Genomic DNA, 25,437 nt, shown 5'->3' on the forward strand with positions numbered 1-25,437 from the left:
CGACTCCATGCAAAGCTTTTATGAAGCCAGTGTCGCCGGCCCTGCGGGGCGCACGACAGCTTACGCGCCGCTCGCCGGCCGGCGCAGCGTCGACGTCTGCATCATGGGCGGCGGCCTCGCGGGTTTGTCCACCGCGCTGGGACTCGCCGAGCGGGGCATCACCGACGTCGCCGTACTCGAAGCCGAGCAGGTGGGTTTCGGCGCCTCCGGCCGCAATGGCGGCTTCGTATTCGGCGGCTACAGTCTCGATTGCGCGGATCTGCTGAAAACCCTCGGGCCGGCCCGCGCGCGCGAACTCTATGCGCTGACCACCGACGCCGTCGATCTGATGAGAAGCCGTATCCAGCGCTACCGCATCGATTGCGATGTGACCGATGCCGGCGTGATCCTCGCCAACTGGTTCGACGAACCGGCAAGACTCGATGCGCAGCGGCGCCTGATGCGGGATTCATTCGGCGTCGAATGGGAACCCGTGACAGCCGCGACGCTCGCTTCGCAACTGAAGACGAGCCGTTATCACGGTGGCCTGTTCGAGCGCAACGCGTTCCACTTTCATCCGCTTAAGTATGTGCTTGGCGTCGCTGACGCCGCAGCCCAGGCGGGCGTGCAGATTCACGAGAAGTCGCCGGTGGTGCGCCTCGCACGCAGCGGCGCCCAAGGTGACGGCGCCGGCTTCGTCGTGCATACGCCGCACGGCGTGCTCGAAGCGCGTCACGTGGTGATGGCCGGCGGCGGCTATGCGCGCAACGTCTATGCACGGGTCGAGCGCGCCGTGCTGCCGATCGCCACCTACGTGATGGCGACCGAACCGCTCGGCGCGCGCCTGAAAGAGGCGATGGACACGCGCGCCGCCGTCTACGACACCCGCTTCGCCTTCGACTATTACCGCCCGCTGCCCGACACCCGCATCCTGTGGGGTGGCCGCATCTCGGTGCGCGAGCGCGACCCCGACAGCATCGCGCGCCTGCTGCGGGGCGATCTGCTGAAGGTCTATCCGCAGTTGCACGACGTGCATATCGAGTACGCCTGGGGCGGCCTGATGAGCTACGCGCGGCACAAGATGCCGCAAATCGGCCGCAGCGCGGACGGCGTCTGGCACGCGGTCGGCTTCGGCGGCCACGGCATGGCGCCGACCACCGTGTCCGGCGAATTGCTGGCGGCCGCCATTTCCGGTGAACGGCCCGTGCCCGATGCGTTCGCCACGTTCGGCCTGACGCCCGCCTACGGCGCGCTCGGTCTCGCGGCGGCCCAACTCACCTACACCGCCATGCAGACACGCGACGCGCTCGCGGCCCGGCGAACCTCGACACGTTCGACCCGTTCGCCCCGTTTGACACCGTAATGCCGCGATACTGTCATGCCACGGCGCGACGCCGGCGGCAACTCAATACGCCGCCGCTTATGCCCGGGACCCGCTCCGGGGGCGGATTTCGCCATGCTAGAATGCGCCGTCACTGCCGCTCGAATACACAATGAAAAAGGGAAGCAAGGCCGCCGAGCCTGATACCAACGGCATTGCGCCCGGCGCTGCGCGCGCCGACGCCAGGCGCAAGTACGATCCCGAACAGACGAAGCGCAACATTCTCGACGTCGCGACCCAGGAGTTCTCCGCGATGGGATTGACCGGCGCGCGCGTCGACGCGATCGCGGAGCGCACGAACACCACCAAGCGCATGCTGTACTACTACTTCGGCAGCAAGGAAGGGTTGTACCAGGCGGTGCTGGAAAAAGTGTACGGCGACATTCGCGCGCTCGAACAGGATCTGCACGTCAGCGAACTCGATCCGATCGAGGGTATGCGTGCGCTGGTCGAGTTTACGTTCGACTATCACGACCGCCAGCGCGACTTCGTACGCCTCGTGACGATCGAGAACATTCACGGCGCGAAGTACGTCGAGCAGGTGAAGAGCTTCAAAGGCCGCAACGTCACCGTCATCCATACGATTGAAGATCTGCTCTCGCGCGGTATCGCGGCGGGACTGTTCCGCAGCGACGTCGACGCCATCGACCTGCATCTGATGATCAGCTCGCTGTGCTTTCACCGCGTCGGCAATCGCCATACCTTCGGTACGGCGTTCGGCCGCGATCCATCGCACCCGCGCCTGCGCGCGCGTCATCGCGCAATGATCGTCGACGCCGTGCTGCGTTTCGTCCGCAAGGAAGACTGAAGCACAGCTGAAACGAAACAAGGGGGACGCGGCCTCGCCGCGTCCCCCTTGTCTATTCCATCAGCCGACTCGATCGAGCCTGAGGCTCAATCCACCAGCACGATCCGCTTGATATCGCCGACGATAAAGATGTACGACAGCGCCCCGATCAACGCGACCGCGCCGATGAACACCAGCGCGCCGACAAACGAGCCGGTTGCCGCGACGATGAAACCCACCACCAGCGGCGTGATGATCCCGGCCAGGTTGGCGGCAAAGTTAAAGATGCCGCCCGTCACGCCGAGCAAACCTTCGGGCGCGATATCCGACACCAGCGTCCAGCCGAGCGCCGCCATCCCCTGCGCGAAAAACGCCACCGATAGAATCGCGATCACCGCCACGTTGCTCTCGACATAGTTGGCGAGAATGATCGTCGACGCGAGCAGCAGGCCGGCAATGATCGGCAGCTTGCGCGCCACGTTCGCCGACGTGCCGCGCCGCAGCAGCCAGTCGGAGAAAATACCGCCGAACATCACGCCGATCGATGCGGCAATGAACGGCATGATCGCGAAGAAGCCGATCTTCAGCCATCCCATATGACGTTCGGTGGCGAGATACGTCGGGAACCAGGTGAGGAAGAACACCAGCGTCGAGTTGCCGGCGAACTGGCCGAGGCAGATGCCGGCCAACTGCCGATGCTTGAGCAGGCGGCCGATAGTGCGCCATTCGAAGCCGCTCTTTCCTGTTGCCGCAGCGGGTGCGCCGGAAGCAGCAGTGTCTTTCTTTGCGTGCGTCAGACCGCCGCCTGCTTCGATATAGTCGAGCTCCGCCTGATTGATCCACGGATGCTCATGCGGCTCGCGATAGAACTTCCACCAGACAAGGCCGAACACAATGCCGACAGCGCCGACCACGTAGAACAGCGAGCGCCAGCCGAACGCCCCCATCAGCATGAACAGGAACGGACTGAAAAACGCCAGGCCGATATATTCGCCGACGGTGTAGGTGCCGGTCGCCATCGCCCGTTCGCTTTGCGGAAACCAGGTGGCCACCACCCGGCTATTGGTCGGAAAGCACGGCGCTTCCGACACACCGAGGCCGAGCCGGAGTGCAAACAACGCGCCGATGCCGTGCACGAGCCCCTGCGCCAGCGTGCACAGCGACCAGAACGTCATCGAGAGGAAATACGTGAGCTTGCTGCCGAAGCGGTCGAGAAAGAGGCCGCCCGGAATCTGCGAAGCCACATAGCTCCACGAGAACACGGAGAACAGCACCCCCATGACCGCGGCGTTGATGCCGAGCTCCTTCGTCAATTGCGGCGCCGCGATGCCGAGCACCGTGCGGTCCAGATAGTTGATCATCGTGCCGATCGCCAGCAACGAGAGAATCTGGTAGCGCGCTTTCGAGCGGCGCACAGCGCCGGTTGCGGCATTCGTCTGGTGCGCCGCGTCGGCGGGCGTGGATGGAAGCGGTTGTGGCATGGTGTGTCTGTCTCCTCGGTGTGATTACGTACCGGACATATATGGTTTGTTTATGTGCTGCTTCTGCTGGCCTGGCGTTGCAACAAGGACTGGAAGTGGGTGTACACGCGCTCGGCATCGGGCTCCAGACCCGTAAAGATGCGCATCGCGTCGACCGCCTGATACACCGCCATGCCGCCGCCGCTGAGCGTGCGGCAGCCAAGCGCTTCCGCCGCCTGTAACAACGCAGTGCGGATCGGGAAATAGACGATGTCCGCGACCCACAAATCGCGATGCAGCAATTCGACCGGCAAAGGCAAGCCCGGCAATTTCGCCATGCCGGTGGGCGTGGCGTGAATCAGACCGTTGGCGGCCGCGAGCGATTCGTGCAGCGACTCTGTGCGCGAGTTGCCGGCTCTGACGGTGGACGTTGGGAAACGCTTCTGTAACTCCTCGGCGAGCGACGCGGCGCGCGCGGCGTCCACATCGAATAACGTGAGCGTTTGCGCGCCCATCGTCAACGCGGCATGCGCGACTGCCGCGCCCGCGCCGCCCGCGCCGAGTTGCACGACACGGCCAAGCGACACGTCCGGCAAACCGCGCTGAAACGCACGGGCGAAACCAGACCAATCGGTGTTGTGGCCGATCCGTTTGCCGTCCTTGAACAGAACCGTGTTGACCGCGCCGAGCGCGCGCGCGTCGGCGGACAGTTCGTCGAGTAGAGGAATAACCGCCTGCTTGCACGGGTAGGTAATGTTCAGGCCGTTGTAGCCCATGCGTTGCGCCGCGGTGAGCAGATCGGGAAGCGCCGCGATGTCCAACTGCAATGCTTCCAGATCGATGCGGCGGTACACATAGTGCAGGCCGAGCTTGCTGCCCTCTTCTTCATGCATCGCGGGACTGAGCGAGCCACCAATACCCGATCCGATCAGACCGACGAGAAACGATTTGTCGCTTGCCTGAGCATTCGCTTGTGCGCTCGCTTGTGGGTTCACCTGAGTGCTCATTTGGCCGCCCGATTCTTCAGGATGACTGCCATCCGCTCCAATGCGAGCACGTACCCCTGCGTACCGCAACCGACGATGATCGCCTCAGCCAGCGCCGACACATACGAGTGATGCCGGAATGCTTCGCGGCGATGCACGTTTGAAATATGCACTTCGATGACGGGTTTTTCGATCGCGCTGAGCGCATCGGCAATCGCCACCGAGGTATGCGTATAAGCGGCAGGATTGATGACGATGCCGTCGACCTTGGTACGTGCCGCATGCAGCCAGTCAATGAGTTGGTGTTCCGCATTCGATTGGCAGAAGTCGATCGACAGATCCAGCCGTTCGCCGGCGTCTCGGCAAAGTCTGGCTACGTCGTCGAGCGTTTCCGAGCCGTAGATGGCCGGCTCACGCGTGCCGAGCAGGTTGAGATTCGGTCCGTTGAGGACCAGCACTGATGCAAAACTCATGACGGGTACTCCTGCGAAGTAAGGCATAAAGCGGGCCACGGCACACGCCGCAGCTCTACAACGTGTAGCGCAGTGTGCGCGCATTGGCCGCCGCCGTCATTCGGGGTTTATACGAATTTGTACCATCTAGTTAGTTTGTATAAACTGTCGGAAAATTGCAGTATCGTGGGTGCTTGCGACCTGAGAGAACCGGCTTTCCGGTAACTGGCTAGACCATTTTTCGCATTGCAACATGACGGCCCGCAGGACATGAGGGCGCGGCACAGCGGCCGTCCGGCACCGTCCCAACCGTTGTTTTATTGTTTTTGCAGGAGCCGTTCATGCAACGTTCGATTGCCACCGTGTCGATCAGCGGGACTCTCGTCGAAAAGCTGACCGCCATTCAGGCGGCGGGCTTCGAAGGCGTCGAAATCTTCGAGAACGACCTGCTGTATTTCGACGGCTCACCTGCCGACGTGCGGCGCATCGCCGAGGACCTTGGGCTGAAAATCATGCTGTTTCAGCCGTTCCGCGATTTCGACGGGGTCAGCCCGGAACGGCTCGCGCGCAATCTGGATCGGGCGAAGCGCAAGTTCGACGTGATGCATGAACTGGGTACGGATCGGATTCTGGTGTGCAGCAACGTCTCGCCCGACACCATCGGCGACGATTCGCTGATGACCGACCAGCTCGGCGCGCTGGCTCGCGCGGCCGAAGCGGCCGGCGTAATCGCCGGTTATGAAGCGCTTGCATGGGGCAAACATGTGAAGACGTACCGTCACGCATGGAAGCTCGTCAATGCGGTGAATCATCCGAATCTCGGGCTGGTGCTCGACAGCTTTCACACGCTGTCGCTCAACGATGCGGTGGACGCGATCGCCGATATTCCTGGCGATCGCATCGCCTTCGTACAAATCGCGGACGCGCCGAAGCTCGCTATGGACGTGCTCGAATGGAGCCGCCATTACCGCTGCTTTCCGGGTCAGGGCGACTTCGATCTGGCGGGGTTCACCGCGCAGGTCGTGAAAACCGGCTACAGCGGGCCGCTTTCGCTCGAAATCTTCAACGACGGTTTTCGCGCCGCGCCAACCGCTATTACCGCGGCGGACGGCCACCGCTCGCTGTTATTCCTCGAGGAACAGACTCGCACGCTGCTTGAGGCCGCCCGGCAGCCGCGCGGCGACCTCTATCGATCGCCTGCCGCGCCTGCCCACGTCGGCTATCAATTTCTCGAATTCGCGGTCGACCACACCACCCGCGCCCATCTCGTCGACTGGCTCGGCAAGCTGCGCTTTCGCCAGGCCGGCCAGCATCGTTCGAAAGATGTGAGCCTGTTTCAGCATGGCGCGGCGTCGATCGTGCTGAACGCCGAACCGGATTCGTTCGCCAACGCCTTCTTCCAGCGGCACGGCCTGTCGCTGTGCGCGTCGGCATTTCGGGTAGACGACGCCAATCAGGCATTCGAGCGCGCCGCCGGGTTCGGCTACGCGCCGTTCTCGGGCCAGATCGGCCCGAACGAACGCGTGCTGCCCGCCGTGCAGGGGCCCGACGGCAGCCTGAACTATTTCGTCGACGAAACGCCGGACCAACCCACCCTGTTCGAAGCCGATTTCGTCCTCACCGACATCAACGGTCCGGCCGAAGTGGGACCGCTCACGCGCATCGACCATGTGTGCCTGTCCGTGCCGGCTCCCGCGCTGGACACGTGGGTTCTGTTTCTGCGGACCGCGTTCGGCTTCCAGGCCGAGCCGGGCGTGCTGGTGCCCGATCCATATGGCCTCGTGCGCAGCCGCGCGCTGCGCAGTCGTGACGGTTCGGTGCGCATCATCCTGAACGCGTCGGTGGACCACCACACGGCGGTGGCCGAAGCCGTCCACACTTACCACGGCTCGGGGCTGAACCATGTGGCGTTCGGCACCAGCGACATTTTCAGCGCGATTCCCGAGTTCATCGCCGACGGTCTGCCGGTGCTGCGCATCCCGCGCAATTACTACGACGACCTCGCCGCCCGCTATGCGCTGCCGGACGAGACGCTCGAAGCGCTGCGCGCACACAACATCCTGTATGACCGGGACGAGCGCGGGGGCGAGTTTTTCCACGCTTACACCGAACAGCTCGATCAGCGCTTTTTCCTGGAAGTGGTCGAACGGCGCGGTGGCTACGACGGCTACGGCGCGGTCAACGCGGCCGTGCGGCTTGCGGCGCAAGCTCAGCGCCGCAAATAGTCGTTCGCGCCCGACGACGGCTGTGGCTGTGGCTGTGGCTGTGGCTGTGGCTGTGGCTGTGGCTGCAGCGTAGGCTCGGGGCGACGTTCTGCCTCCGACCTTTCGTCCTCTCCCGTGAATCCACGCGGATCCACGGGAATTCGCGCGAACCCACGCGCGCGCAGGGAAATCGGGCACGCCTCCTGCTCATTCGGCTCAAGCGAACCAGCCGCGCCGATATAATGCCGTCTGATCCGCCGCCCGGCGCCATGCCCTCAGCCCATCCGGGCGTCGCGCGCGCCGTAGGCCGAATGAAACGCCAGGAGAGATATGAAGAAGTTCGCCGTAGTCCTTTCAGTTCCCCTGCTTCTCAGCGCTTGCGCTTACTTCCAGAAGAATCCGGATGCCGGCGAACCCGTCATCGACACCGTCACGCAGCGCTCAGTCAACGATGTGGTCGCCTGCCTCACGCAAGTGGCGACCAGCCACAATGCCGCGTTCAAGTCGACGGGTATCCCGCAAGGCCAGATGCTCGACTTCGGCGATTCGAATATCGTCAAGGTACGCAGCGACAACGGGGCGACCACTTATCGCTTCTACCCGGGCAAGCGCCATGTGAACAACATGTGGATCGAATCGGCGAGTAAAACCTGCGCGCCGTGAGGAAAGTCCGGGTAATAATCAACCCATGTGTAACCATCGGTAACTTGTGCCGACGCAATGATAGTGTCACGGTGTTACATCACAATGGTGTCTTAAGAATCGTTTAAGACTTCATCCGCATGATCCACCCGACACTATCCCGCACAAGGTGCGCTCCATGAACCAGCCCGATCACAACACGAACGAAACGACGGCGCCAGCGAAGCGGCCCACGATTTTGCGCCGCCTGCTGAGCCATCACGAACTGGCGACGCTCCTGCTGTTGCTGCACGCGCCGATCGACGCATCCGCGAAACCCGAGATTCCGCAGCTCCACGAAGCCGGCCTGATCGAAACGGTCTCCAGCGACGCCGGTGCTTCGCAAATCCGTCTGACGTCTGAAGGCAATGCAGTGCTGCGCGGGCTGGGTGTGAAGTAAGACAGTAGCAAGCGTGGTTTATGCCTGCCACACGCCGTACCCCGCCTCGCGTAGTCCAATCGCCAACTCCACTTCCATATCCTGTGCGCCGCGGTAAGGCATAGGGTTGAACACCTCATACAACTCGGGCAAGAGGCGCAGGCCGTAATCGCGCACATAGCGATTTGCCTGAATGCCGGCTTTGTGCCGGTCGAATCGCAGATCCGGGTCCAGTCCCGTCATTCCTACATACACGCAAGGCTTGTCGAACCGGTAATCCGGATTCGCGCGGCGAAAGCGCGCCTCGTTCCAGACGGTATCGTCCAGCGCGACGACGTAGACATAGTAATGATGCTTGCGACGAACCATGGGTGCCGGAGTTCAGCTTCGCGAGGTTCCGTGCAGCAGCATCCGGTACTCGGTCGGCGTAATGCCGACGGTCGCCTTGAATTGCCGCGTAAAGGCGCTGTGGTCGGTGTAGCCGCAGAGCGCGGCGACGTCGGTGACCTTGTCGTGCGAGACCAGCAGCGCGGTGGCGGCGTCCAGCCGCGTTTTCAGCAACACCTGACGCGGCGTCAGATGAAACACTTTGTGAAAGTAACGCTCCAGTTGCGCCACCGACATATCCGCCATCGCAGCAAGCTGTTTCAGATTCAACGGCTGCACGTAGTTTTCCTGGATGGATTGCACCACCGCGGCCAGCCGGCTGTAAGCGGGATGACTGCTTTCGTCGGCTTTCAGATCGCGGGAAATGCCGGCGAGGCCGACCACCTTGCCCGCGGGATCGCGCAACGGCTGCTTGCAGGTCAGGCACCAACCGGGCTGGCGGCCCGGGTACAGGTGCAGCTCCAGTTGATCGATCATCTGGTTGCCGACGTTGATGATCGCTTTGTCCTGGGCCGTGTAGATGCGGCCAAAGCGGCGCGGGAACACATCCTCGGCGGTCTTGCCGAGCAACGCGGCCTTTTCCTTGAAGCCGCAGCGCGAAGCCAGCGTACGGTTGACGAGCGCATAGCGCGCGTGCGCGTCCTTGACGAAGAACACGACGTCCGGCATCGCGTCGAATACCGGTTCGAGCAAAGTGAAATGCGACAGCATGCCGGACAGCGTTGCGTCGTCCGGTTCGAGCGGATGAGCCAGCGTGTTCATCAGGCGGATTCCGTGGTCGGTGCGGTTTGGTGTCGGTCGTGCGTTGCCGGCGCGCGCTTGCGCTCGATTATAGGACCACGCGGCTGCCGACAATATGCGGCAGCCGCGTGGATGCCGGGGTCATTCGGTCTGCGGCGCCTCCGCGCCCGCCCCCATCAAGGTGCCGATTTGCGCCGGACTGAATGGCGGGCGCGGCGCGGCGGCTTGCCAGCCGAAGTACAGTCCAGCGGCGGCGCCGCAGATTCGCCCCTGGCATGCACCCATTCCGCAGCGGGTATGCAGCTTGGCTTCGCGCCAATCCGGCCAGGCGCGCACTTCGCCAACGCTGACGTCTTCGCAACGGCAGAGCAGCGTGGCATCGTCGGGTGGCGTGCGCGCGGCGGCCTGTAACGCGAAGGCTGTTTCGACGCGCGTTGCGAAACGCTGCCATCGCGCGCGTTGGGTATGTAGCGCGACGGGGTTTGCCGAGCTGCGATTTGTGGCGACTTCGCTTACCAAGGTGCCCAAGGTGCCGCTCGCGCAGAGTCCGGCGATCTCCCCTTCCACACCCGCCAGTTCCGCACCGCCAATGCCCGTGCATTCACCTGCCGCCAACACGCCGCCGACTGAAGTTCGCTGCTCGCTGTCGACCACGATCTGCCCTGCTTCGTTGATCGCACAGCCGAGTGCTTGCGCAAGCGTGGTATTCGGCACCAGGCCATAGCCGCATGCGATACGGTCGCAAGCGAGTGTCAGTTGCCGGCGTCCGCGCTGGATGGTCACGCGCTCGACGCGACCATCGCCAAGCGCTTGCCGGACGATGCTGCCGGTCCAGTAACGCACCCCCGCGAAACCGCGCGTCATGGTCACGGCTTGCCGCAACTTCGCCGGCTCGGCCAATAAGGAAATTCCAAAGCGGGCCACCTCGAACGACGGCGCCTGCTCGACGACCGCCACGACTTGCGCACCGGCGGCACGCGCGGTGGCGAGTGCGGCAATCAGCAGCGGACCGCTGCCGGCAATCACGATCCGCTCGCCGCGCACCGGCATGCCGCCTTTAATGAGCGCCTGTAGCGCGCCCGCACCGGTCACGCCGGGTAGCGTCCAGCCGGCGAACGGCAAGAGCCGCTCACGCGCACCGGTTGCGAGAATCAACTGCCCGTAGCTGATAGATACGCCGCCGGGTTCCGCCGATTCGAGCAGCAGACCGCGCCGGGGCAAAGGCGCGATCACGCGAGTCGACGGCATAAGGGTGACGTTGGTTTGCATCTTCAAAGTGGCCAGGAGACCTTGCAGCGGCACTTCCGGCGGATGGCCGGGACCTTGCCGCCAGATTTGACCACCGGCGCGCGGATTGTCGTCGAGGACTGCCACCGTGGCGCCCGCGCGCCCCGCGGCTTGCGCGGCGTTCAGTCCGGCCGGACCGGCGCCTACCACGACGATATCGAAGTGTTGGTTCATCGTTTGCCTGTGGTGATGCCCGTGCCCTTGATGGCGGCAGTGGCTGTGGCGATGACCGTGCTCGCGTTGGCGTTGGCGTTGGCATTGGCGTTGGCATTGGCATTGGCATTGGCATTGGCGTTGCCGCTGCCGTTGGCGCTCGCGTTGGCATTCATCGCGCCCGCCGCGACGGTCGTGCGAACCACTTGCCCCTCTCGGCAAAGCGTCTGACACGCCAGCACATGCGCCCGCCCGTCGATCGTGACGCGGCACTCCTGGCACACACCCATGCCGCACAGCGCCGCGCGCGCCTCACCGCGAACCGACGTCCGCGTACCCCCTCCCACGCCCGCGATCGCAAGCGCCGCGGCCACGGTCGTACCCGCTCCGACCGCGACGTGACGGCCGTCGATCGTCAAGTGGAGGCGCGCTGCATGGGCATTAGTCACGAGTCACCATCTGTTGTGCAAAACGGCGCGGCAAGTAAGGCTCGACAGGAATCGGTGCGACGTCCCCCGTGATTTGCGCAGCCAGTAACTTCGCGCTCGCGAGCGAGGTTGTCACGCCAAGACCCTCGTGTCCGATTGCCAGCCACACGCCGGGTGAAAAATCGCCGGCGGGGCCGATCAACGGCAAGCCGTCGGGCGAAGCCGCGCGAAAGCCGGTCCACGCGCGAATGCCGTGGAGTGTCGGCAGAACCGGCAGATAACGCGCGGCACGCTGCAACATCTGGGCGAGCACCGGCATATCGACCGCAGAATCGGTCGTATCGAACTGGCGCGACGATCCGATCAATAACTGGCCCGTGGGCCGCGGCTGCGCATTGAATGCCACCGAGGTGCCGGCCGCATGATGCGCGCTCTTGATGTAGCCGAGTTCGAGCAATTGATGACGAATGAGCTCGGGGTAACGGTCCGTGATCAGCAGATGACCTTTCTTCGGCTGCAACGGCAGCGATCGCAGCAGTTGCTGAGCGCCCAGGCCATTGGCCACGATCACATGCGCGGCGCTGATGCGCTCGCCATCGGCCAGCGTCACGCCGTCGGCACTGACGGCGATGACCCGCGCGCCGAGCCGCACGCGAATATTCGCCACTCCTGAGGATTGTGTCAGCAGCCACTCGGCAACCGTGGGCGCATAGACGATACTGTCGTGCTCGATCCGCAAGCCGCCCGCCATCGACTGCGCCAGCGCCGGTTCGCACGCCCGCAACTCGACAGCGTCGAGCATCTGCGCCGACAAACCCTGCGCGACGAACGCGGCATGCATGGTGCGGGCGGCCTGCCATTCCTCGTCGTCGGCTGCGACCCACAGCGTACCGCAGCGCGCGAACGCATCGCGCTTGCGCAGTTGCGGTGCAAGCGCCAGCCACAAGTCGCGCGAGTAGCGGCTCAACGCGAATTCCGCGGGCGAGTCGTTCATCACGACGATATGGCCCATGCCCGCTGCCGTCGCGCCGCCGCCGATGCCCTCTGCGTCGAGTACCTCGACTCGCATGCCGAGCGCGGCCAGCTCCGCGGCACAAGCCGCACCGACAATGCCGGCCCCGACGATCAACGCGTCCGCCATCATGCGGTGCGAATGCCCCACGCGAACGGGTCGCGTTCGTCGAAACACAAGCGCCCTTCGGCCATGATGTGAGCGTGGCCGGTGATCGTCGGGGTCACCGAGACGCCATCGCCGGTATGGCGATAGCTCGCTTCGAATACGCTGCCGATAATGCTCTCCTGACGCCACACCGCGCCTTCGGCAAGCTTGCCGTCGGCGGCGAGGCAAGCGATTTTCGCGCTCGTGCCGGTACCGCATGGCGAGCGATCGTATGCGTTGCCGGGACAGAGGACGAAGCTGCGGCTGTCGATGCCGTCGCGCGAGCCGGCTCCAAAAAGTTCGACGTGATCGATCAACGCGCCTTCTGCGCCGGTGATGCGCTGCGCGATCAGCGCGTCGCGGATTGCCGCGCTGAACACGGTCAATTCGTCGATGTGCGTCGCCTCCAGCGCGTGCCCGTGGTCGGCAACCAGAAAGAACCAGTTGCCGCCCCAGCCGATGTCGCCAGTCAATTTGCCGTAGCCTGGCACGTCCACCTGCACGCCTTGCCGGTAACGATACGCCGGCACATTGCGCACGGCCACGCTGCCGTCCTCGTTGAGCGTCGCCTCGACAACGCCGACCGGCGTCTCGATCCGATGACGCCCCGGACCGATGCGGCCCATATGCGCGAGCGAGACGATAAGGCCGATGGTGCCGTGCCCGCACATGCCGAGATAGCCGACGTTGTTGAAGAAGATCACGCCGGCCGCGCAGCCCGGGTCGTCCGGCTCGCACAGCAGCGCGCCGACCACCACGTCCGAGCCGCGCGGTTCGGTGACGACGCCGGCGCGCCAGTCGTCGAAATGCGTGCGAAACACGTCCAGACGCTGCGCCAGCGTGCCGCCGCCAAGCGCCGGGCCACCCGACACCACCAGGCGGGTCGGTTCACCGCCGGTGTGCGAGTCGATGATATCGAGGGTTTTCATGATGCACATGGTAGGAACGCCGGCCGCCGCAGTCTTGGTGTGCTTAAGCGCGGATTATGACGATTTCAGCATAGTTATTGCGCTCGCCGCCGCACGCCCCGATCTTTGATCACTGACTGAGTCCACGGCTGGCAGCGCCCTTCAAGAGGAATAGGAAACGCATGCAAGCCCTTGCCAGCGCGACCCAGACGCATCCCGCGCGTCGTCCTGAAATAGCGGGCTTAGCCGATCTTGCTGGGCCTCCAGGCATGACGACTATGCCGAAATCGTCATCAGCCACGCATGAATCACGCAAGACGGCGGCATTTTCCCTGCTTACACTGCGCTTCAATTCAACTCACTCGGGAGAGCAGTCGTGGCGCATATCTGGGAAGGCGTATGGCCGGCGGTAACCACCAAATTCAACGCGGATTTCAGCATAGACCGCAAGTGGACCGGCAAGAATATCGAGGCGCAGATCGACGCCGGAGTGGACGGCATCATCGTGTGCGGATCGCTCGGTGAAGCATCGACCCTTTCGCTGGACGAGAAACTGGAGGTGCTCGAGATTGCCGTCGAGGCCTCACGCGGCCGGGTGCCGGTGCTGCTGACGATCGCCGAGAACAGCACGCTCGACGCCTGCCGCCAGGCCGAAGCCGGCAGCAGTCATGGCGCCGCCGGTTTCATGGTGCTGCCCGGGCTGCGCTATCTGTCGGACCGGCGCGAAACGCTGCATCACTTTCGCAGCGTCGCCGATGCGAGCGCGCTACCCCTGATGATCTATAACAATCCGCTAGCCTATGGCGTCGACATGACGCCCGAGATGTTCGCGGAAATCGCCGACGAAAAGAAGATCGTCGCGATCAAGGAATCGTGCGGCGACGTGCGACGCGTGACCGATCTGATCAACGTGGTCGGCGACCGCTTCGCGATTCTGTGCGGGGTCGACAATCTCGCCATGGAAGCGATCCTGATGGGCGCGCATGGCTGGGTGGCCGGTCTCGTGTGCGCGTTTCCGCGCGAGACGGTTGTGATCTACAAGTTGCTGAAGGCGGACCGGCTTGAAGAGGCGCGCGCGATCTACCGTTGGTTCGCGCCCCTGCTTGCACTCGACGTCTCGGCGAAACTGGTGCAAAACATCAAGCTGGCCGAGACGATTGTCGGGCTGGGCACGGAGCCGGTCCGCCCGCCGCGCCTGCCGTTGGCCGGCGACGAACGCAAGGCCGTCGATGCGTTGATCCGCCGGGCGATCGAAACCCGGCCGGTGCTGCCGCAAGTTTGAGTCGCAGCAGGCTCAAGCCGCCTGCTTCTCCGCACCCGCTTCACCCTGCCGCAGATGCAGCAGCCGATAGCCGCTCTTGTAAACGGGTTGCAGCCGGAAGTCGTTCTGCGGCTCAATCTCGAGCAGCAGGCGCAGGCGCGACACGTGGCTGTCGATGGTGCGGGTGAACTCGCGGAACTCACGGCCCCATACCATCGCGAAAATATGGTCGCGCGACAGCACGCGGCCGATATTGGAAAAGAACAGCGAGGCCAGCCGGTATTGCGTGCCGGATAGCGCGACCGGCTGGCCGCGCAGCATGACGAGCTGGCGATGCGTGTCGAAGTGGTAAGGCCCAACGTCGAAGCTCGCGGCGCTGAAACGGTCCGGATAGGCGCGGCGCAGCAACGCCGCCACGCGCTCGCGGAACTCGCCCGGCCGCAACGGCAGCGCGACGTAGTCGTCCGCCCCGCTGGCAAAGGCGCGCACCACGCTCTCCTCCGACGTCTCCGCCGAAGCGAACAGCACCGGCAGGCGGTCGCCGCCGACCGCGCGCACCGAGCGCAGAACCTCGGCGCCGGACAGGCGCGTGCCGTGCCAGTCCAGCACCAGCAAATCCACGGTGGAACGGGCGAGCGCCTTCGACATGGACAGACCGTCGTCGTAGGCCATACAGGTATGGCTGGCACTCATGAGGACCTTTTCGATCGACTGACGCATGACGGGGTCACGCTGAAGGATGGCAATGCGCATGGGATAACTCTTCACTGATAGCTCGGACGCGATTCTCAGAGGGACGCCCCAGTCATCCCATAGGAGCAATCCTAATTTACGCGCCGATCGCCCCCTTCCGACAGATGCCCGCCGCATTCCTACACGCGAAGGCTCCCGCTCGCACGGCGCGCACTGCTCGCGATACAGCCCATCCCCAGGAAGGCGGGTTTCAGGGAACTTTTTCCAATCTAATTAAGCACTTCCCTAAGCGAACCGCGGTCATCCTGTAAAATCCCCAGCCTGGCCCCAGTCGTCATCGCGCTAGCCCTATCCGGGCGGCGCGCCGGTGTCCCGTGCTCTACCCAGCGCTTGCCACACTTCTCGCCCGACGACCGCCGATTTTCCACGCGCTACGTGTGGCTCCCAATTCAACACAAAACACAAGCAATGCAAGCGACAAATCTGGGTGGAGCGCAGGCTGTCACCCCACGCCCTCTTGGGCGAAGCGACTACAAGACACTCGGCCTCGCCGCACTCGGCGGGGCGCTCGAGTTTTACGACTTCATCATCTTCGTATTCTTCGCGCCGGCGATCGGCCAGTTGTTCTTCCCTGCCGCGATGCCGGACTGGCTGCGTCAGGTGCAGACCTTCGGGATCTTCGCGGCAGGTTATCTGGCCCGGCCGCTTGGCGGCATCATCATGGCGCACTTCGGCGACCTGTTCGGCCGCAAGCGCATGTTCACGCTGAGCGTGCTGCTGATGTCGGTGCCGACGCTGATGATGGGCCTGCTGCCGACCTACGCGAGCATCGGCGTGATGGCGCCGGTCTTGCTGCTGCTGTTCCGCGTGATGCAGGGCGCGGCGGTCGGCGGCGAAGTGCCGGGCGCATGGGTATTCGTTTCCGAGCACGTACCGCAACGGCACGTGGGCTACGCGTGCGGCACGCTGACCGCCGGTCTCACGGCGGGCATCCTGCTCGGCTCGCTGATCGCCGCGGCGGTGAATCGCAACTTCGCACCGGCGGAAATCTCCGCCTACGCATGGCGCATTCCGTTCCTGGTGGGCGGGGTATTCGGCATGTTCTCGGTTTATCTGCGCCGCTGGCTGCATGAGACGCCGGTATTCGCCGAACTCAAGCAACGCAAGGCAATCGCCGCGGAAGTGCCGCTCAAGGCCGTCTTACGCGACCATGGCCGCGCCGTGATCGTGTCGATGCTGCTCACGTGGATGCTGTCGGCGGCGATCGTCGTGGTCATTCTGATGACGCCGACTCTGCTGCAAAAGCAGTTTCATATCGCGCCGGCCACCGCGCTGCTGGCGAATTGCGTGGCAACGCTGTGCCTGACGATAGGTTGCGTGATGGCCGGTTCGATCGCCGGCCGGATCGGCGCGGGGCGCACGATTTTCATCGGCGGCCTCGCGCTGGCGGTGACGTACTACGTGATGTTCCAGCAACTTGCCGTCGATAGCTCGGCGCTGGTGCCGCTGTACGCCGTGGCCGGTCTCTTTGTCGGCGTGATCGGCGCGATCCCGTTCGTGCTGGTCAAGGCGTTCCCGCCCGTCGTGCGATTCTCGGGCATCTCGTTCTCGTACAACGTCGCCTATGCGGTGTTCGGCGGCCTGACGCCGATCGCTGTTTCGCTGATGATGAAGTCGAACCCGATGGCGGCGCCGCTCTATGTCGGCGCGATCTGCATTCTCGGGGCATTGACTACGCTGTTTATCAAAGACGCGCCGCCAGCGCGCTAATCGAGCGACTCCACAACGGCGCGCGAATAGCGCGCCGTTGTTCGATCGTCTCCACGCCACGCTTTTACCGCGGCTTCGGCGGTTTGGGCGGTTCCGGCGACATCCACACTTCACGCCGGACCGAAACATCGCGTGCTGCATCGGCCTACGATTCAGCTCATGAACTCTTCCCACACGCCCCCCTCGCCCGCTCTCGGCCGCATCCTTGCGACGGTCAGCGTCGGCTTCGTCGTCACCCAACTCGACGTCACGATCGTCAACATCGCACTGCCGAAAATCGGTGCGGACCTGCATGCGAATGTCGCGGGGCTGCAATGGGTCGTCGACGCGTACACGCTCGCGTTCGCCGTGCTGATGCTGTCGGCGGGCGCGCTCGGCGACCGGCTCGGCATCCGGCGCATGTACGCGGCCGGTATCGTGCTGTTCGCGCTCGCGTCGCTCGCCTGCGGCCTGGCGCTCGGCGCGCCCATGCTGGTGGCCGCGCGGGCGGTGCAGGGCATCGGCGCGGCTGCCATGTTGCCGAACTCGCTGGCGCTGCTCAACCGCTCATACGGTCACGATCCGAAACTCCGGGCGCGCGCAGTCGGCCTGTGGACTGCCGCGGGTGCGATTGCGATCGCGGCCGGGCCGGTGGTCGGCGGTCTGCTGATTGCGGCATTCGGTTGGCGCAGCATCTTTCTCGTCAATCTGCCGATTTGCGCAGCCGGTTGGCTGGCGACTTTGCTCTGGGTGCCCCGCTCTGAGCCCGCGCGAAACGAAACACGGCAAACGGCGGCGGCCAACGCTGCTGCATCGTCCGGAATTCATGCGGCGACCGAGGCAGGAACAGCACGCGCAGCGAGCCCGCGCGGTATCGACCTGAGCGGTCAGGCCTTGGCGATCGTCGCGCTCACCGCCTTCGTCGCCGCGGTGATCGAATGGCGGCCATTGGGGCTGGGCCATCCGCTGGTAGCCGGCGGTTTCATCCTTGCGCTAATCGCCACGGCTGCCTTTATCGCGGTGGAATCGCGCGTCGCGGCGCCGATGTTGCCGCTCTCGCTATTCAGCAAGCGCACCTTCAATGCGGCGGTGCTGTTCGGCATCTGCGTGAACCTGACGTACTACGGCATGGTGTTCGTGCTGAGCCTGTATTTGCAGCGCGTGCGCGGCTACACCCCGCTGCAGGCGGGCCTCGCCTTCCTGCCGTTGACCGGCGGCTTCCTGATTTCGAATGTGGCGAGCGGCTGGGTGGTCGGACGGTTTGGCGTACGCGTGCCGATGATTGCCGGCGCGATTACGGCGGGGCTTGGCTATGGCCTGCTGCATTTCGTCGGAGCGTCCACGCCTCTGGCCGGCTTGCTGCTGCCGTTCCTGCTTATTCCGTCGGGAATGGGGCTTGCGGTGCCGGCCATGACCACCGCCGTGCTGGCTTCCGTTGAAGCCACGCGCGCGGGCACGGCGTCCGCCGTGCTCAATACTGCCCGGCAAGCAGGCGGCGCTGTAGGTGTCGCCGCCTTCGGCGCGTTGGCGAGCGGCGCGGCCGCCGCACAGATCGTCACGGGGATGCAGGCCGCGACAGCGATCTCGGTCGGCCTGCTGGCGATGGCCGGCATCATGGCCTGCCTTGTCCATCCGCAACCGCACGCGCCGGCTTCCATGCCTCACAAGACCGGCCGAGGGCAAGTGCCTGACTCGCGCTGATCAGATCATGATCCGATCAGCGCGACTGCGCGACTGTGCGACTCTTACAGCGACGCTTCCTGAATCGCGCCGGTGTCGATCGCACGCTCGATCAGCCCTTCGTTTTGCGCCTTCGCGATCGCGTCCGCGATCAGCTTTTCCGGCTGTTCGATTTCGGCCTTGATCGTGCCAATCAGACCCGATGCATCCAGAACCACCAAGGTTTTCGCCGAATCGGCAAGGCTGATGATGACGCGATGCGGCGTAGGCCCTTCGCCGAGACTTGCGCACAACTGGGTGACCTTGCCGCCAATGGTTTGCTCAAAACTTTGAATCATTATTTACTCCCTTGATTACAGCCAGAATCGAAAGCGACCGACACGGACTACGCCGACCGCGTCACTAGAGATTCAGTCCCCGGCGTGGCGATCGCGCGCCGTCGATACTGATACCGCCCGCTCCAGTCACGAACAGCAGCAGGAAACCGCCGGCGATACCAATGTTCTTCCAGAAGTGAATCACCATATCGCGTTCCAACGCGGGATCCGTGACGTTCCAGAAATCGTGGCCCAGCACGGCGGTTGCCACAGTGTAGACGGCCATGACGAGCGCGAGTGGGCGCACCTTGAAGCCGACGATCAGCAGCAAACCACCGAGCGCCTCGACAGCGGTGGCAATCGGCGCGGCGACCTGAACGAACGGCACCCCCTTCGAATGCAGATAGCTGACAAAGCCCGCGTAGCCCAGCAATTTCATCACGCCGCCCCACAAAAACAGCACAGCAAGGGCGATGCGCGCGATGAGGATCACGCCGGAATCGACGGGACGCGTCATGAGGGGCTCCTGTAAATGAATAAGCAGCAGACCCGGCCAGGCGGCCGCAGTTCCCTATTTTGCATCCGGTAACATGTGCATTGCCCGCCTTTTCCAAGCGCGGGCCGGCGTGAACGGCGCAATTCGCTTGTCTACGCTCGAGGATACGTCGCGACTTCGATCAGATTGCCGTCCGGATCGCGGCAATACACCGACGTCATCTTGCCGCGCGCGCCGTCGCGTTCAACCGGGCCTGCCTCGATCTCAACACCCTCGGCGAGCCAATGGGCTTTGACCTCGGCGGGACTCGCGCTAGTGACGAAGCACAGGTCGGCACTGCCCGGCACCGCCTCACGCCCGGTGAACCACGCGACCGTGTCCGCATCCGCCGGACGCAGATTGATCTTCTGATTGCCGTAGGTCATTGCCACCCGCGTGCCGGTGCGCGACTCGAACTCGGTGCGCCGCATGCCGAGCATTCGGGCGTACCAGGCCGCGCTGGCTTCCACGTCAGCGACATTCAGAACGAGATGATCGAGACTGTCTATCGAGAAGCTCATGGGTCCCACCGCCGTGACGAAGTGTTATTGCTGCGGCGCATCCGGCGCGAGCAAAACACCTTTTGTGAAAACGAAGCAGCCGTAACCGCGCTCTTCACCGGTCGCGATCACGCAATAGGCTTTGCGCGCCCGTTTATAAAATGCGAAACGTTCGACCGAAGCGAACGGCACCTCGCGCCCTTCCGCCGCATTGATCTCGATCTGCGCTTCGCGCTGAACAGCCGGCATCGTATCGGGCTCGCCCACGACTTCCATCCGCGAGGCAGGACGATCGATGAATGTATCCAGCGGCATCACCGACAGAATCGCGCGGATCGCACGCGGTGCATTCACGCCATCGAGGCGAAGCAGCTTGCCCAATACCGTCTCCTCTGCGACCGAAGCGGCCGGAAAATTGGCGTCGCAAACAACCAGTTCGTCGCCATGTCCCATTGAGCGGAGCGCATGCAGCACGTCGGCATTCAGCAGCGGGTCCAGATTCTTCAGCACGGTGTCTCCTTGTGGTCTGATTGGTGGCTAGCCAGGCCGAACGGGTTGTCCCGGTAGTGTCCCTGTAGCACGTCGCGATCGATTGTAGCAAGACCGCGGCGCACGGTCCGTTGCCGGTGGCTTATGGTCATTCAGCCTTGCCGCGCGATGCGGTGAGCGGCGTTCCGTTGACACGCTCCAGCGCAGCCATCCGACCAGGGCGAGCAGCACGAGACCCGCGCCGCCCAACACCGGCTCGCGCCAGGCCAGCAACGCAGTGAAGGTGAACGCGCGCGTGCCAGCCAGCAGAGCGAAGCCTGCGATCGCGCTGGAAAGCGCGTTGACCGCGCCCGACAGGCGCGCGAACGTGAGGACCGTACCAGGAACCGTGGCGGCAGCGGACTCGTGCATGATCGTCTCCGTGAAAAACCGCGTGTTGTCAGGTAGCGGCCGGTACCTGATCGAGGAAACCGGTCACCGCCTGCAGCCGCCCATGGGTATCGAGCAGGCCGAAGTCGGAACCCTTGACGATCGCTTCGCCCGCAGGCGTGGTCAGTGCCCACGAAAACCGCAGGCGGTTCGCGAAACCGTCGACCTCGGTCGTGCGGCGAAACGTGTGATGCGGGAAGCGTTCATGCACCGCACGGATCATCGCGTCGATGCCGTCGTGACCCGCCCCCGCCAGCAGCGGATCGCGATAGTCGGCATCGGCGGCCCACGTCGCGGCGATCAACTCGCGGCGGCGCACTGCATCCGTTTCATTCCATGCGTCGAAATAACGGTCGATCAGATCGGTATGCGCATTCATCTCAGACTCCTTGGTTGGCATGACTGAGCACTACGCCAGGCAGACACGTTGTATGCGGCGGGCTCGGAACACAGATTGGCGCCTCGGGCGCGGCGCGTCGATTACGTGAGAGGTAAGCATCCGGATGCACGGAGGGGAAGAGCCGTGTTTTTTCCTGCCGGATTGGCCATCCGGCCGAATCGTCAGGAGCGGCGTCAGCCGCTAACCTCGTGAAGCAAATGGGGGGCCGCGCGGCGTGGACGCACGGCATGTGACGAACTGAACGGGTGCGGACACGAGCCGCTTTTTCAATATGGTTTTTACTCTTGCAAAACCGTATCCATGGGGATACACTTCTCAACAGATCGGCTCACCTCCTGTGTACACGGTCAATCGCACCGAGGAATTCGACAGCTGGCTTGCGGGCCTCGCAGACTTGAGAGCGAGGGCAAAAATCCTGGTGCGGGTCCGGCGTGCGGAGCGAGGTCATTTCGGCGACGTAAAGCTGCTGGAGGACGGTGTATCCGAAATGCGCGTTGATAGCGGTCCCGGCTACCGGGTCTACTTCGCGCGCGAAGGGCGAATGGTGTACCTGCTGCTCTGCGGAGGCGACAAGTCCACGCAGGCGGCCGACATCAAACACGCCAAAGCAATGTGGGCAGCAATCAGAAAGGAACTGTCATGAGCAAAGTCAAAACCGCACGGTTCGATGCATCGCACTACCTCGATAGCGAAGAGATGATCGCTGAATATCTCAACGCAGCCCTGGAAGAAAGCGACGCCGACGTCCTGCTCGCCGCGATCGCCGATATCGCAAAAGCGCGCGGCATCGCAAAGGTCGCGGCCGACGCCGGGCTCGGGCGCGAAAGCCTCTATAAAACGCTCGCACCGGGCTCCAAACCGCGCATGGATACTGTGTTCAAACTGCTGCGCGCACTGGGCGTCAAACTTAATGCCGTACCGGAAGGTGTGGCGCACGCCTGATTCGCACCCGCCGTGTCCTTGACTGGGGCAACGCGCTGAATGGGCTGCGATTCGTGGGTGCGTGGGTGCGTGGGTGCGTGGGTGCGTGGGTGCGTGGGTGCGTGGGTGCGTGGGTGCGTGGGTGCGTGGATGTGTGTGAGCGCGCGGATGCGCCTACGCTTTCCCGGATATTCCCGTGTATTCCCCGATAATCCGTGGTATTCCATTACCTGCCAGGTAATGGATTGCTAACGCGCTTTGGCTATCATCGGTAGCATGAACACACTCTCTCTTGCGCAAACCATCCCGTCGAACGCTCCGACGGCAAGCCGCACGGTCGGCGATCTGCTGCGCGAATGGCGGCAGCGGCGAAGAATGAGCCAGTTGCTGCTCGCCGCCGAAGCCGAAATTTCAACGCGGCATCTGAGCTTCGTCGAGTCAGGCCGCGCGGTGCCCAGCCGGGAAATGGTCATGCACCTCGCCGAGCGGCTCGACGTGCCGCTCCGTGCGCGCAACGCGCTGCTGGTCGCGGCGGGTTATGCGCCGCTGTTCCGCGAACGTCCTCTTACGGACCCACAACTGGCCGCGGCGCGCGAGGCAGTCGAGTTGGTGCTCAAAGGTCATGAGCCGTATCCGGCCCTCGCGATCGACCGTCACTGGACCATCGTGGCCGCGAACAATGCGCTTGCGCCACTGCTTGCAGGCGCAAGCCCGGAACTGCTGAAGCCGCCAGTCAACGCAATGCGGCTGAGCTTGCATCCGCAAGGCATCGCAGCGTCGATCGTCAATTGGCATGCGTGGCGCGCACATGCGCTGTCCCGACTGCAGCGGCAAATCGACGTGAGCGGTGACGAAACGCTGAGCGCGCTGCGTGACGAGCTCGCCGCCTACCCTGCTCCGCCCGGTGCGCAAGCAGCCGGCCACGACGAGACCGCGAGTCACCAGGTCGCCGTGCCGCTGCGTCTGCGCACGCCAATCGGCGAGTTATCGTTCTTTAGCACAACCACGGTATTCGGCACGCCGGTAGATGTAACGCTATCGGAACTTGCCATTGAAGCGTTCTTTCCCGCCGACCAGCAAACCGCGGCGGCCCTGCGCGAGTTTGCCGAAAGTCAGCGCGCCGAGACGCAAAAGGCCGAAGCCGGGAAGTCTTAGCAGGCACAGCGGACCGCGGCGCCTCATCGAACGCGGCGTTGTTAGCGCTTGCGGCGCCATTCAGATCACATGGAGAGACGCACTCGATGAACAGCGCCGTACTGATCCGCCAACTTGGTCCGGCCGACCGCGACGCTTATTTCCAGCTTCGCCTGCGCGGTCTGAAAGCCCATCCGGAGTCGTTCGGCCAAGGCTATGAAGAAGCGCTGGCCAAGGGCGCTTCGCAGCATGACGCGATGTTGCAAGGCGCGCGCGCGGCCAAAGGCGATTTTCTGCTCGGCGCTTATGTAGTCAATGCGGCAGTCAATGCGGCAGTCAACGCGGCACCGGTCAATGCGCCGTTGATCGGCGTGGTCGGCTTGCTGCGCAGCCAGCGCGACAAGGAACAGCACAAGGCCTCTGTCATCGGCATGTATGTCGCGCCGGAAGCGACAGGTCGCGGCGTCGGGCGTGCTTTGCTCAATGCGTTGCTGGAACGGGCGGCGCAAGTAGAAGGCCTGAGGCAAATTCAGTTGATCGTGAATAGCCAGAATGAGGCGGCACGCAAACTCTATGAGTCGCTCGGCTTTCGCAGGTATGGCTGCGAGATCGATGCGCTGAACGTCAACGGGGTGTTTCACGATGCCGATCTGATGGCACGCTTCGTGTAACAATTATCTGCCGTTCGTCATTCAAACATCATGTCCGATTTCTCCACTTCGCTTCCACGCGTACCACGTCGCTTCGACATCAATCCAAGGCCGCTTGGCGCCGCGCTCGTGCTAATCGCGCTGGGCGCTGTCTATCTGGCGCAAACCGTCAGCGGTCGCCAGGCGGCGCTCTATATCGTCGGCGCGCTGCTGGGTATGTCGCTTTACCATGCGGCGTTCGGCTTTACCTCCGCATGGCGGGTCTTTATCGCCGACGGCCGCGGCGCCGGTCTGCGCGCACAAATGCTGATGCTGGCGCTCGGCGTATTGCTGTTCTTCCCGGTGCTCGCCGCAGGCACGCTGTTCGGCCGGCCGGTAGTCGGCCTGGTCGCGCCAGCCGGCACGTCGGTGCTGGTCGGGGCCTTCATGTTCGGCGTCGGCATGCAGCTGGGCGGTGGCTGCGCGTCCGGCACGCTGTACACCGTGGGTGGCGGCAGTACACGCATGATCGTCACGCTGGCCGCGTTTGTCATTGGCTCGGTTGTCGCGACCGCGCACATGCCGTTCTGGACCGCGCTGCCATCGCTCAAACCGCTTTCGTTGGTCAGCGCGCTCGGCGCGGGCTGGGCCATCGTGCTGAATCTGGCCGTTTTCGCCGTGATCGCGGCGCTCACGGTTGTGGTCGAACGGCGCCGTCATGGCCGGCTGCTCGACGAGCCGCCACGCGCGCCCCATGCGTCGCGCTGGTTGCACGGCCCGTGGCCGCTGCTTGTCGGCGCAATCGCTCTGGTGTTACTCAACTTCGCAACCCTCGCGTTGTCCGGCCGTCCCTGGGGAGTGACGTCGGCGTTCGCGCTGTGGGGCGCCAAGCTATTCGCCGCACTGGGTATCGACGTGGCCAACTGGCCGTATTGGGCCGCTCATGCCAACGCCGGCGCGCTGGCTGCCCCTGTTACGCGTGACGTCACCACAGTCATGGACATCGGGATCATCCTCGGCGCCATGACGGCTGCGGCGCTTGCCGGCCGTTACGCACCGGTCTGGAAAGTCCCGGCCCGCTCGCTGATCGCGGCGGTAGTCGGCGGCCTGTTGCTCGGCTATGGAGCCCGTCTGGCCTATGGTTGTAACATCGGCGCCTATTTCAGCGGCATCGTGTCAGGCAGCTTGCATGGCTGGCTATGGCTGGTCGCCGCCTTCGCCGGCAACGTGCTCGGCACCCGCCTGCGCCCGGTGTTCGGCCTCGAAGTCGAGCGGATGCGCGCAAACGGTTGCTAGAAGTTACAAATGCGGCCTCGTTTGTAACTGGG

28 protein-coding genes and 1 pseudogene are annotated in these 25,437 nt (G+C 63.9%); 13 read left to right on the top strand and 16 right to left on the bottom strand.

The genetic code is table 11. The features are described 5' to 3' along the window. Positions 1-7: 7 nt before the first annotated feature. Complete coding sequence (locus HWX91_RS09585) at positions 8-1,342, top strand: NAD(P)/FAD-dependent oxidoreductase (RefSeq protein ID WP_028194904.1); 1,335 nt, start codon at positions 8-10, stop codon at positions 1,340-1,342. 130 nt (positions 1,343-1,472) lie between these two features. Continuing rightward, entirely contained in the window at positions 1,473-2,168 is a 696-nt protein-coding gene (locus HWX91_RS09590; protein ID WP_028194905.1) for a TetR/AcrR family transcriptional regulator, read from the top strand. A gap of 86 nt (positions 2,169-2,254) precedes the next feature. Here the strand turns inward: HWX91_RS09590 and HWX91_RS09595 are convergent, their stop codons facing one another. The 3 genes from HWX91_RS09595 to aroQ are packed head-to-tail and all read right to left on the bottom strand — an operon-like array spanning position 2,255 to position 5,066. Next, positions 2,255-3,628: an MFS transporter gene (locus HWX91_RS09595; protein WP_028194906.1), complete on the bottom strand. Its 1,374-nt coding sequence runs from the start codon at positions 3,626-3,628 to the stop codon at positions 2,255-2,257. Between the two features lie 50 nt (positions 3,629-3,678). Beyond that, positions 3,679-4,614: a shikimate dehydrogenase gene (locus tag HWX91_RS09600; RefSeq protein ID WP_028194907.1), complete on the bottom strand. Its 936-nt coding sequence runs from the start codon at positions 4,612-4,614 to the stop codon at positions 3,679-3,681. Then, entirely contained in the window at positions 4,611-5,066 is a 456-nt protein-coding gene (gene aroQ, locus HWX91_RS09605; protein WP_028194908.1) for a type II 3-dehydroquinate dehydratase, read from the bottom strand. The genes HWX91_RS09600 and aroQ overlap by 4 nt, the downstream gene beginning before the upstream one ends. A gap of 320 nt (positions 5,067-5,386) precedes the next feature. On the opposite strand from aroQ, the gene HWX91_RS09610 reads away from it, so the two are divergent. The 3 genes from HWX91_RS09610 to HWX91_RS09620 all read left to right on the top strand — a co-directional run bounded on the left by HWX91_RS09610 (position 5,387) and on the right by HWX91_RS09620 (position 8,330). Then, entirely contained in the window at positions 5,387-7,270 is a 1,884-nt protein-coding gene (locus tag HWX91_RS09610) for a bifunctional sugar phosphate isomerase/epimerase/4-hydroxyphenylpyruvate dioxygenase family protein (protein WP_028194909.1), read from the top strand. Positions 7,271-7,579: 309 nt separating this feature from the next. Continuing rightward, positions 7,580-7,912 carry a hypothetical protein gene (locus HWX91_RS09615; protein ID WP_028194910.1) on the top strand — a complete coding sequence of 111 codons (333 nt, stop codon included), beginning with the start codon at positions 7,580-7,582 and terminating at the stop codon, positions 7,910-7,912. 157 nt (positions 7,913-8,069) lie between these two features. Continuing rightward, complete coding sequence (locus HWX91_RS09620; RefSeq protein ID WP_028194911.1) at positions 8,070-8,330, top strand: hypothetical protein; 261 nt, start codon at positions 8,070-8,072, stop codon at positions 8,328-8,330. 18 nt (positions 8,331-8,348) lie between these two features. Here the strand turns inward: HWX91_RS09620 and HWX91_RS09625 are convergent, their stop codons facing one another. The 6 genes and pseudogenes from HWX91_RS09625 to HWX91_RS09650 form a co-directional block, all read right to left on the bottom strand. Then, positions 8,349-8,678: a hypothetical protein gene (locus tag HWX91_RS09625; RefSeq protein WP_028194912.1), complete on the bottom strand. Its 330-nt coding sequence runs from the start codon at positions 8,676-8,678 to the stop codon at positions 8,349-8,351. Positions 8,679-8,690: 12 nt separating this feature from the next. After that, a complete protein-coding gene (locus HWX91_RS09630; protein WP_028194913.1) occupies positions 8,691-9,458 on the bottom strand; it encodes an AraC family transcriptional regulator in 768 nt (255 codons plus the stop codon). 120 nt (positions 9,459-9,578) lie between these two features. Continuing rightward, positions 9,579-10,898, bottom strand: coding sequence for an FAD-dependent oxidoreductase (locus HWX91_RS09635; RefSeq protein WP_028194914.1), 1,320 nt, complete (start codon positions 10,896-10,898; stop codon positions 9,579-9,581). A 173-nt stretch (positions 10,899-11,071) separates the two neighbouring features. After that, positions 11,072-11,326, bottom strand: a pseudogene (locus HWX91_RS40640) ((2Fe-2S)-binding protein); the annotation flags it as partial. Beyond that, on the bottom strand, positions 11,319-12,449 hold the full coding sequence (locus tag HWX91_RS09645; RefSeq protein ID WP_028194915.1) for an NAD(P)/FAD-dependent oxidoreductase: 1,131 nt from the start codon (positions 12,447-12,449) through the stop codon (positions 11,319-11,321). The pseudogene HWX91_RS40640 and the gene HWX91_RS09645, both read right to left, overlap by 8 nt. After that, positions 12,446-13,402, bottom strand: coding sequence for a 4-hydroxyproline epimerase (locus HWX91_RS09650; RefSeq protein WP_028194916.1), 957 nt, complete (start codon positions 13,400-13,402; stop codon positions 12,446-12,448). The genes HWX91_RS09645 and HWX91_RS09650 overlap by 4 nt, the downstream gene beginning before the upstream one ends. Positions 13,403-13,748: 346 nt before the next feature. Here HWX91_RS09650 and HWX91_RS09655 point away from each other — a divergent pair, with 346 nt between their 5' ends. Beyond that, complete coding sequence (locus tag HWX91_RS09655; protein ID WP_028194917.1) at positions 13,749-14,654, top strand: dihydrodipicolinate synthase family protein; 906 nt, start codon at positions 13,749-13,751, stop codon at positions 14,652-14,654. A 12-nt stretch (positions 14,655-14,666) separates the two neighbouring features. On the opposite strand, the gene HWX91_RS09660 is transcribed toward HWX91_RS09655, so the two are convergent. Beyond that, a complete protein-coding gene (locus HWX91_RS09660) occupies positions 14,667-15,386 on the bottom strand; it encodes a response regulator transcription factor (RefSeq protein WP_028194918.1) in 720 nt (239 codons plus the stop codon). Between the two features lie 408 nt (positions 15,387-15,794). Between HWX91_RS09660 and HWX91_RS09665 the strand changes: the two genes are divergently transcribed. Together HWX91_RS09665 and HWX91_RS09670 are read left to right on the top strand one after the other, a co-directional pair. Continuing rightward, the gene (locus HWX91_RS09665) at positions 15,795-17,096 is read left to right on the top strand and encodes an MFS transporter (protein WP_028194919.1); all 1,302 of its coding nucleotides are present in this window, start codon (positions 15,795-15,797) and stop codon (positions 17,094-17,096) included. Between the two features lie 159 nt (positions 17,097-17,255). After that, a complete protein-coding gene (locus HWX91_RS09670; protein ID WP_028194920.1) occupies positions 17,256-18,776 on the top strand; it encodes an MFS transporter in 1,521 nt (506 codons plus the stop codon). Positions 18,777-18,820: 44 nt separating this feature from the next. Here HWX91_RS09670 and HWX91_RS09675 read toward each other — a convergent pair whose 3' ends face one another. The 6 genes from HWX91_RS09675 to HWX91_RS09700 form a co-directional block, all read right to left on the bottom strand. After that, positions 18,821-19,093 carry a hypothetical protein gene (locus HWX91_RS09675; RefSeq protein ID WP_028194921.1) on the bottom strand — a complete coding sequence of 91 codons (273 nt, stop codon included), beginning with the start codon at positions 19,091-19,093 and terminating at the stop codon, positions 18,821-18,823. Positions 19,094-19,157: 64 nt separating this feature from the next. Further along, on the bottom strand, positions 19,158-19,589 hold the full coding sequence (locus HWX91_RS09680) for a DoxX family protein (RefSeq protein ID WP_028194922.1): 432 nt from the start codon (positions 19,587-19,589) through the stop codon (positions 19,158-19,160). A 131-nt stretch (positions 19,590-19,720) separates the two neighbouring features. Next, positions 19,721-20,128 carry a VOC family protein gene (locus tag HWX91_RS09685; RefSeq protein ID WP_028194923.1) on the bottom strand — a complete coding sequence of 136 codons (408 nt, stop codon included), beginning with the start codon at positions 20,126-20,128 and terminating at the stop codon, positions 19,721-19,723. 24 nt (positions 20,129-20,152) lie between these two features. Next, the gene (locus HWX91_RS09690; protein ID WP_028194924.1) at positions 20,153-20,617 is read right to left on the bottom strand and encodes an RbsD/FucU family protein; all 465 of its coding nucleotides are present in this window, start codon (positions 20,615-20,617) and stop codon (positions 20,153-20,155) included. A 27-nt stretch (positions 20,618-20,644) separates the two neighbouring features. Further along, positions 20,645-21,007: a hypothetical protein gene (locus HWX91_RS40645; protein ID WP_042274102.1), complete on the bottom strand. Its 363-nt coding sequence runs from the start codon at positions 21,005-21,007 to the stop codon at positions 20,645-20,647. Positions 21,008-21,035: 28 nt separating this feature from the next. Then, a complete protein-coding gene (locus HWX91_RS09700; protein WP_028194925.1) occupies positions 21,036-21,404 on the bottom strand; it encodes a nuclear transport factor 2 family protein in 369 nt (122 codons plus the stop codon). A gap of 292 nt (positions 21,405-21,696) precedes the next feature. On the opposite strand from HWX91_RS09700, the gene HWX91_RS09705 reads away from it, so the two are divergent. The 5 genes from HWX91_RS09705 to HWX91_RS09725 all read left to right on the top strand — a co-directional run bounded on the left by HWX91_RS09705 (position 21,697) and on the right by HWX91_RS09725 (position 25,405). Further along, positions 21,697-22,068, top strand: a complete 372-nt coding sequence (locus HWX91_RS09705; protein ID WP_028194926.1) for a type II toxin-antitoxin system RelE/ParE family toxin — start codon at positions 21,697-21,699, stop codon at positions 22,066-22,068. Further along, positions 22,065-22,367, top strand: coding sequence for an addiction module antidote protein (locus HWX91_RS09710; RefSeq protein ID WP_028194927.1), 303 nt, complete (start codon positions 22,065-22,067; stop codon positions 22,365-22,367). Before HWX91_RS09705 ends, HWX91_RS09710 begins: the two co-directional genes overlap by 4 nt. A gap of 255 nt (positions 22,368-22,622) precedes the next feature. Then, complete coding sequence (locus tag HWX91_RS09715) at positions 22,623-23,501, top strand: helix-turn-helix domain-containing protein (RefSeq protein WP_030100247.1); 879 nt, start codon at positions 22,623-22,625, stop codon at positions 23,499-23,501. 86 nt (positions 23,502-23,587) lie between these two features. Next, a complete protein-coding gene (locus HWX91_RS09720) occupies positions 23,588-24,151 on the top strand; it encodes a GNAT family N-acetyltransferase (protein WP_028194928.1) in 564 nt (187 codons plus the stop codon). Between the two features lie 30 nt (positions 24,152-24,181). Continuing rightward, positions 24,182-25,405 (top strand): YeeE/YedE family protein, encoded by a 1,224-nt coding sequence (locus HWX91_RS09725; protein WP_028194929.1) that lies wholly within the window; start codon positions 24,182-24,184, stop codon positions 25,403-25,405. Positions 25,406-25,437: the final 32 nt, after the last annotated feature.

It is taken from the genome of Paraburkholderia fungorum (genome assembly GCF_902833645.1).
GTDB classification, from domain to species: Bacteria; Pseudomonadota; Gammaproteobacteria; order Burkholderiales; family Burkholderiaceae; genus Paraburkholderia; species Paraburkholderia fungorum.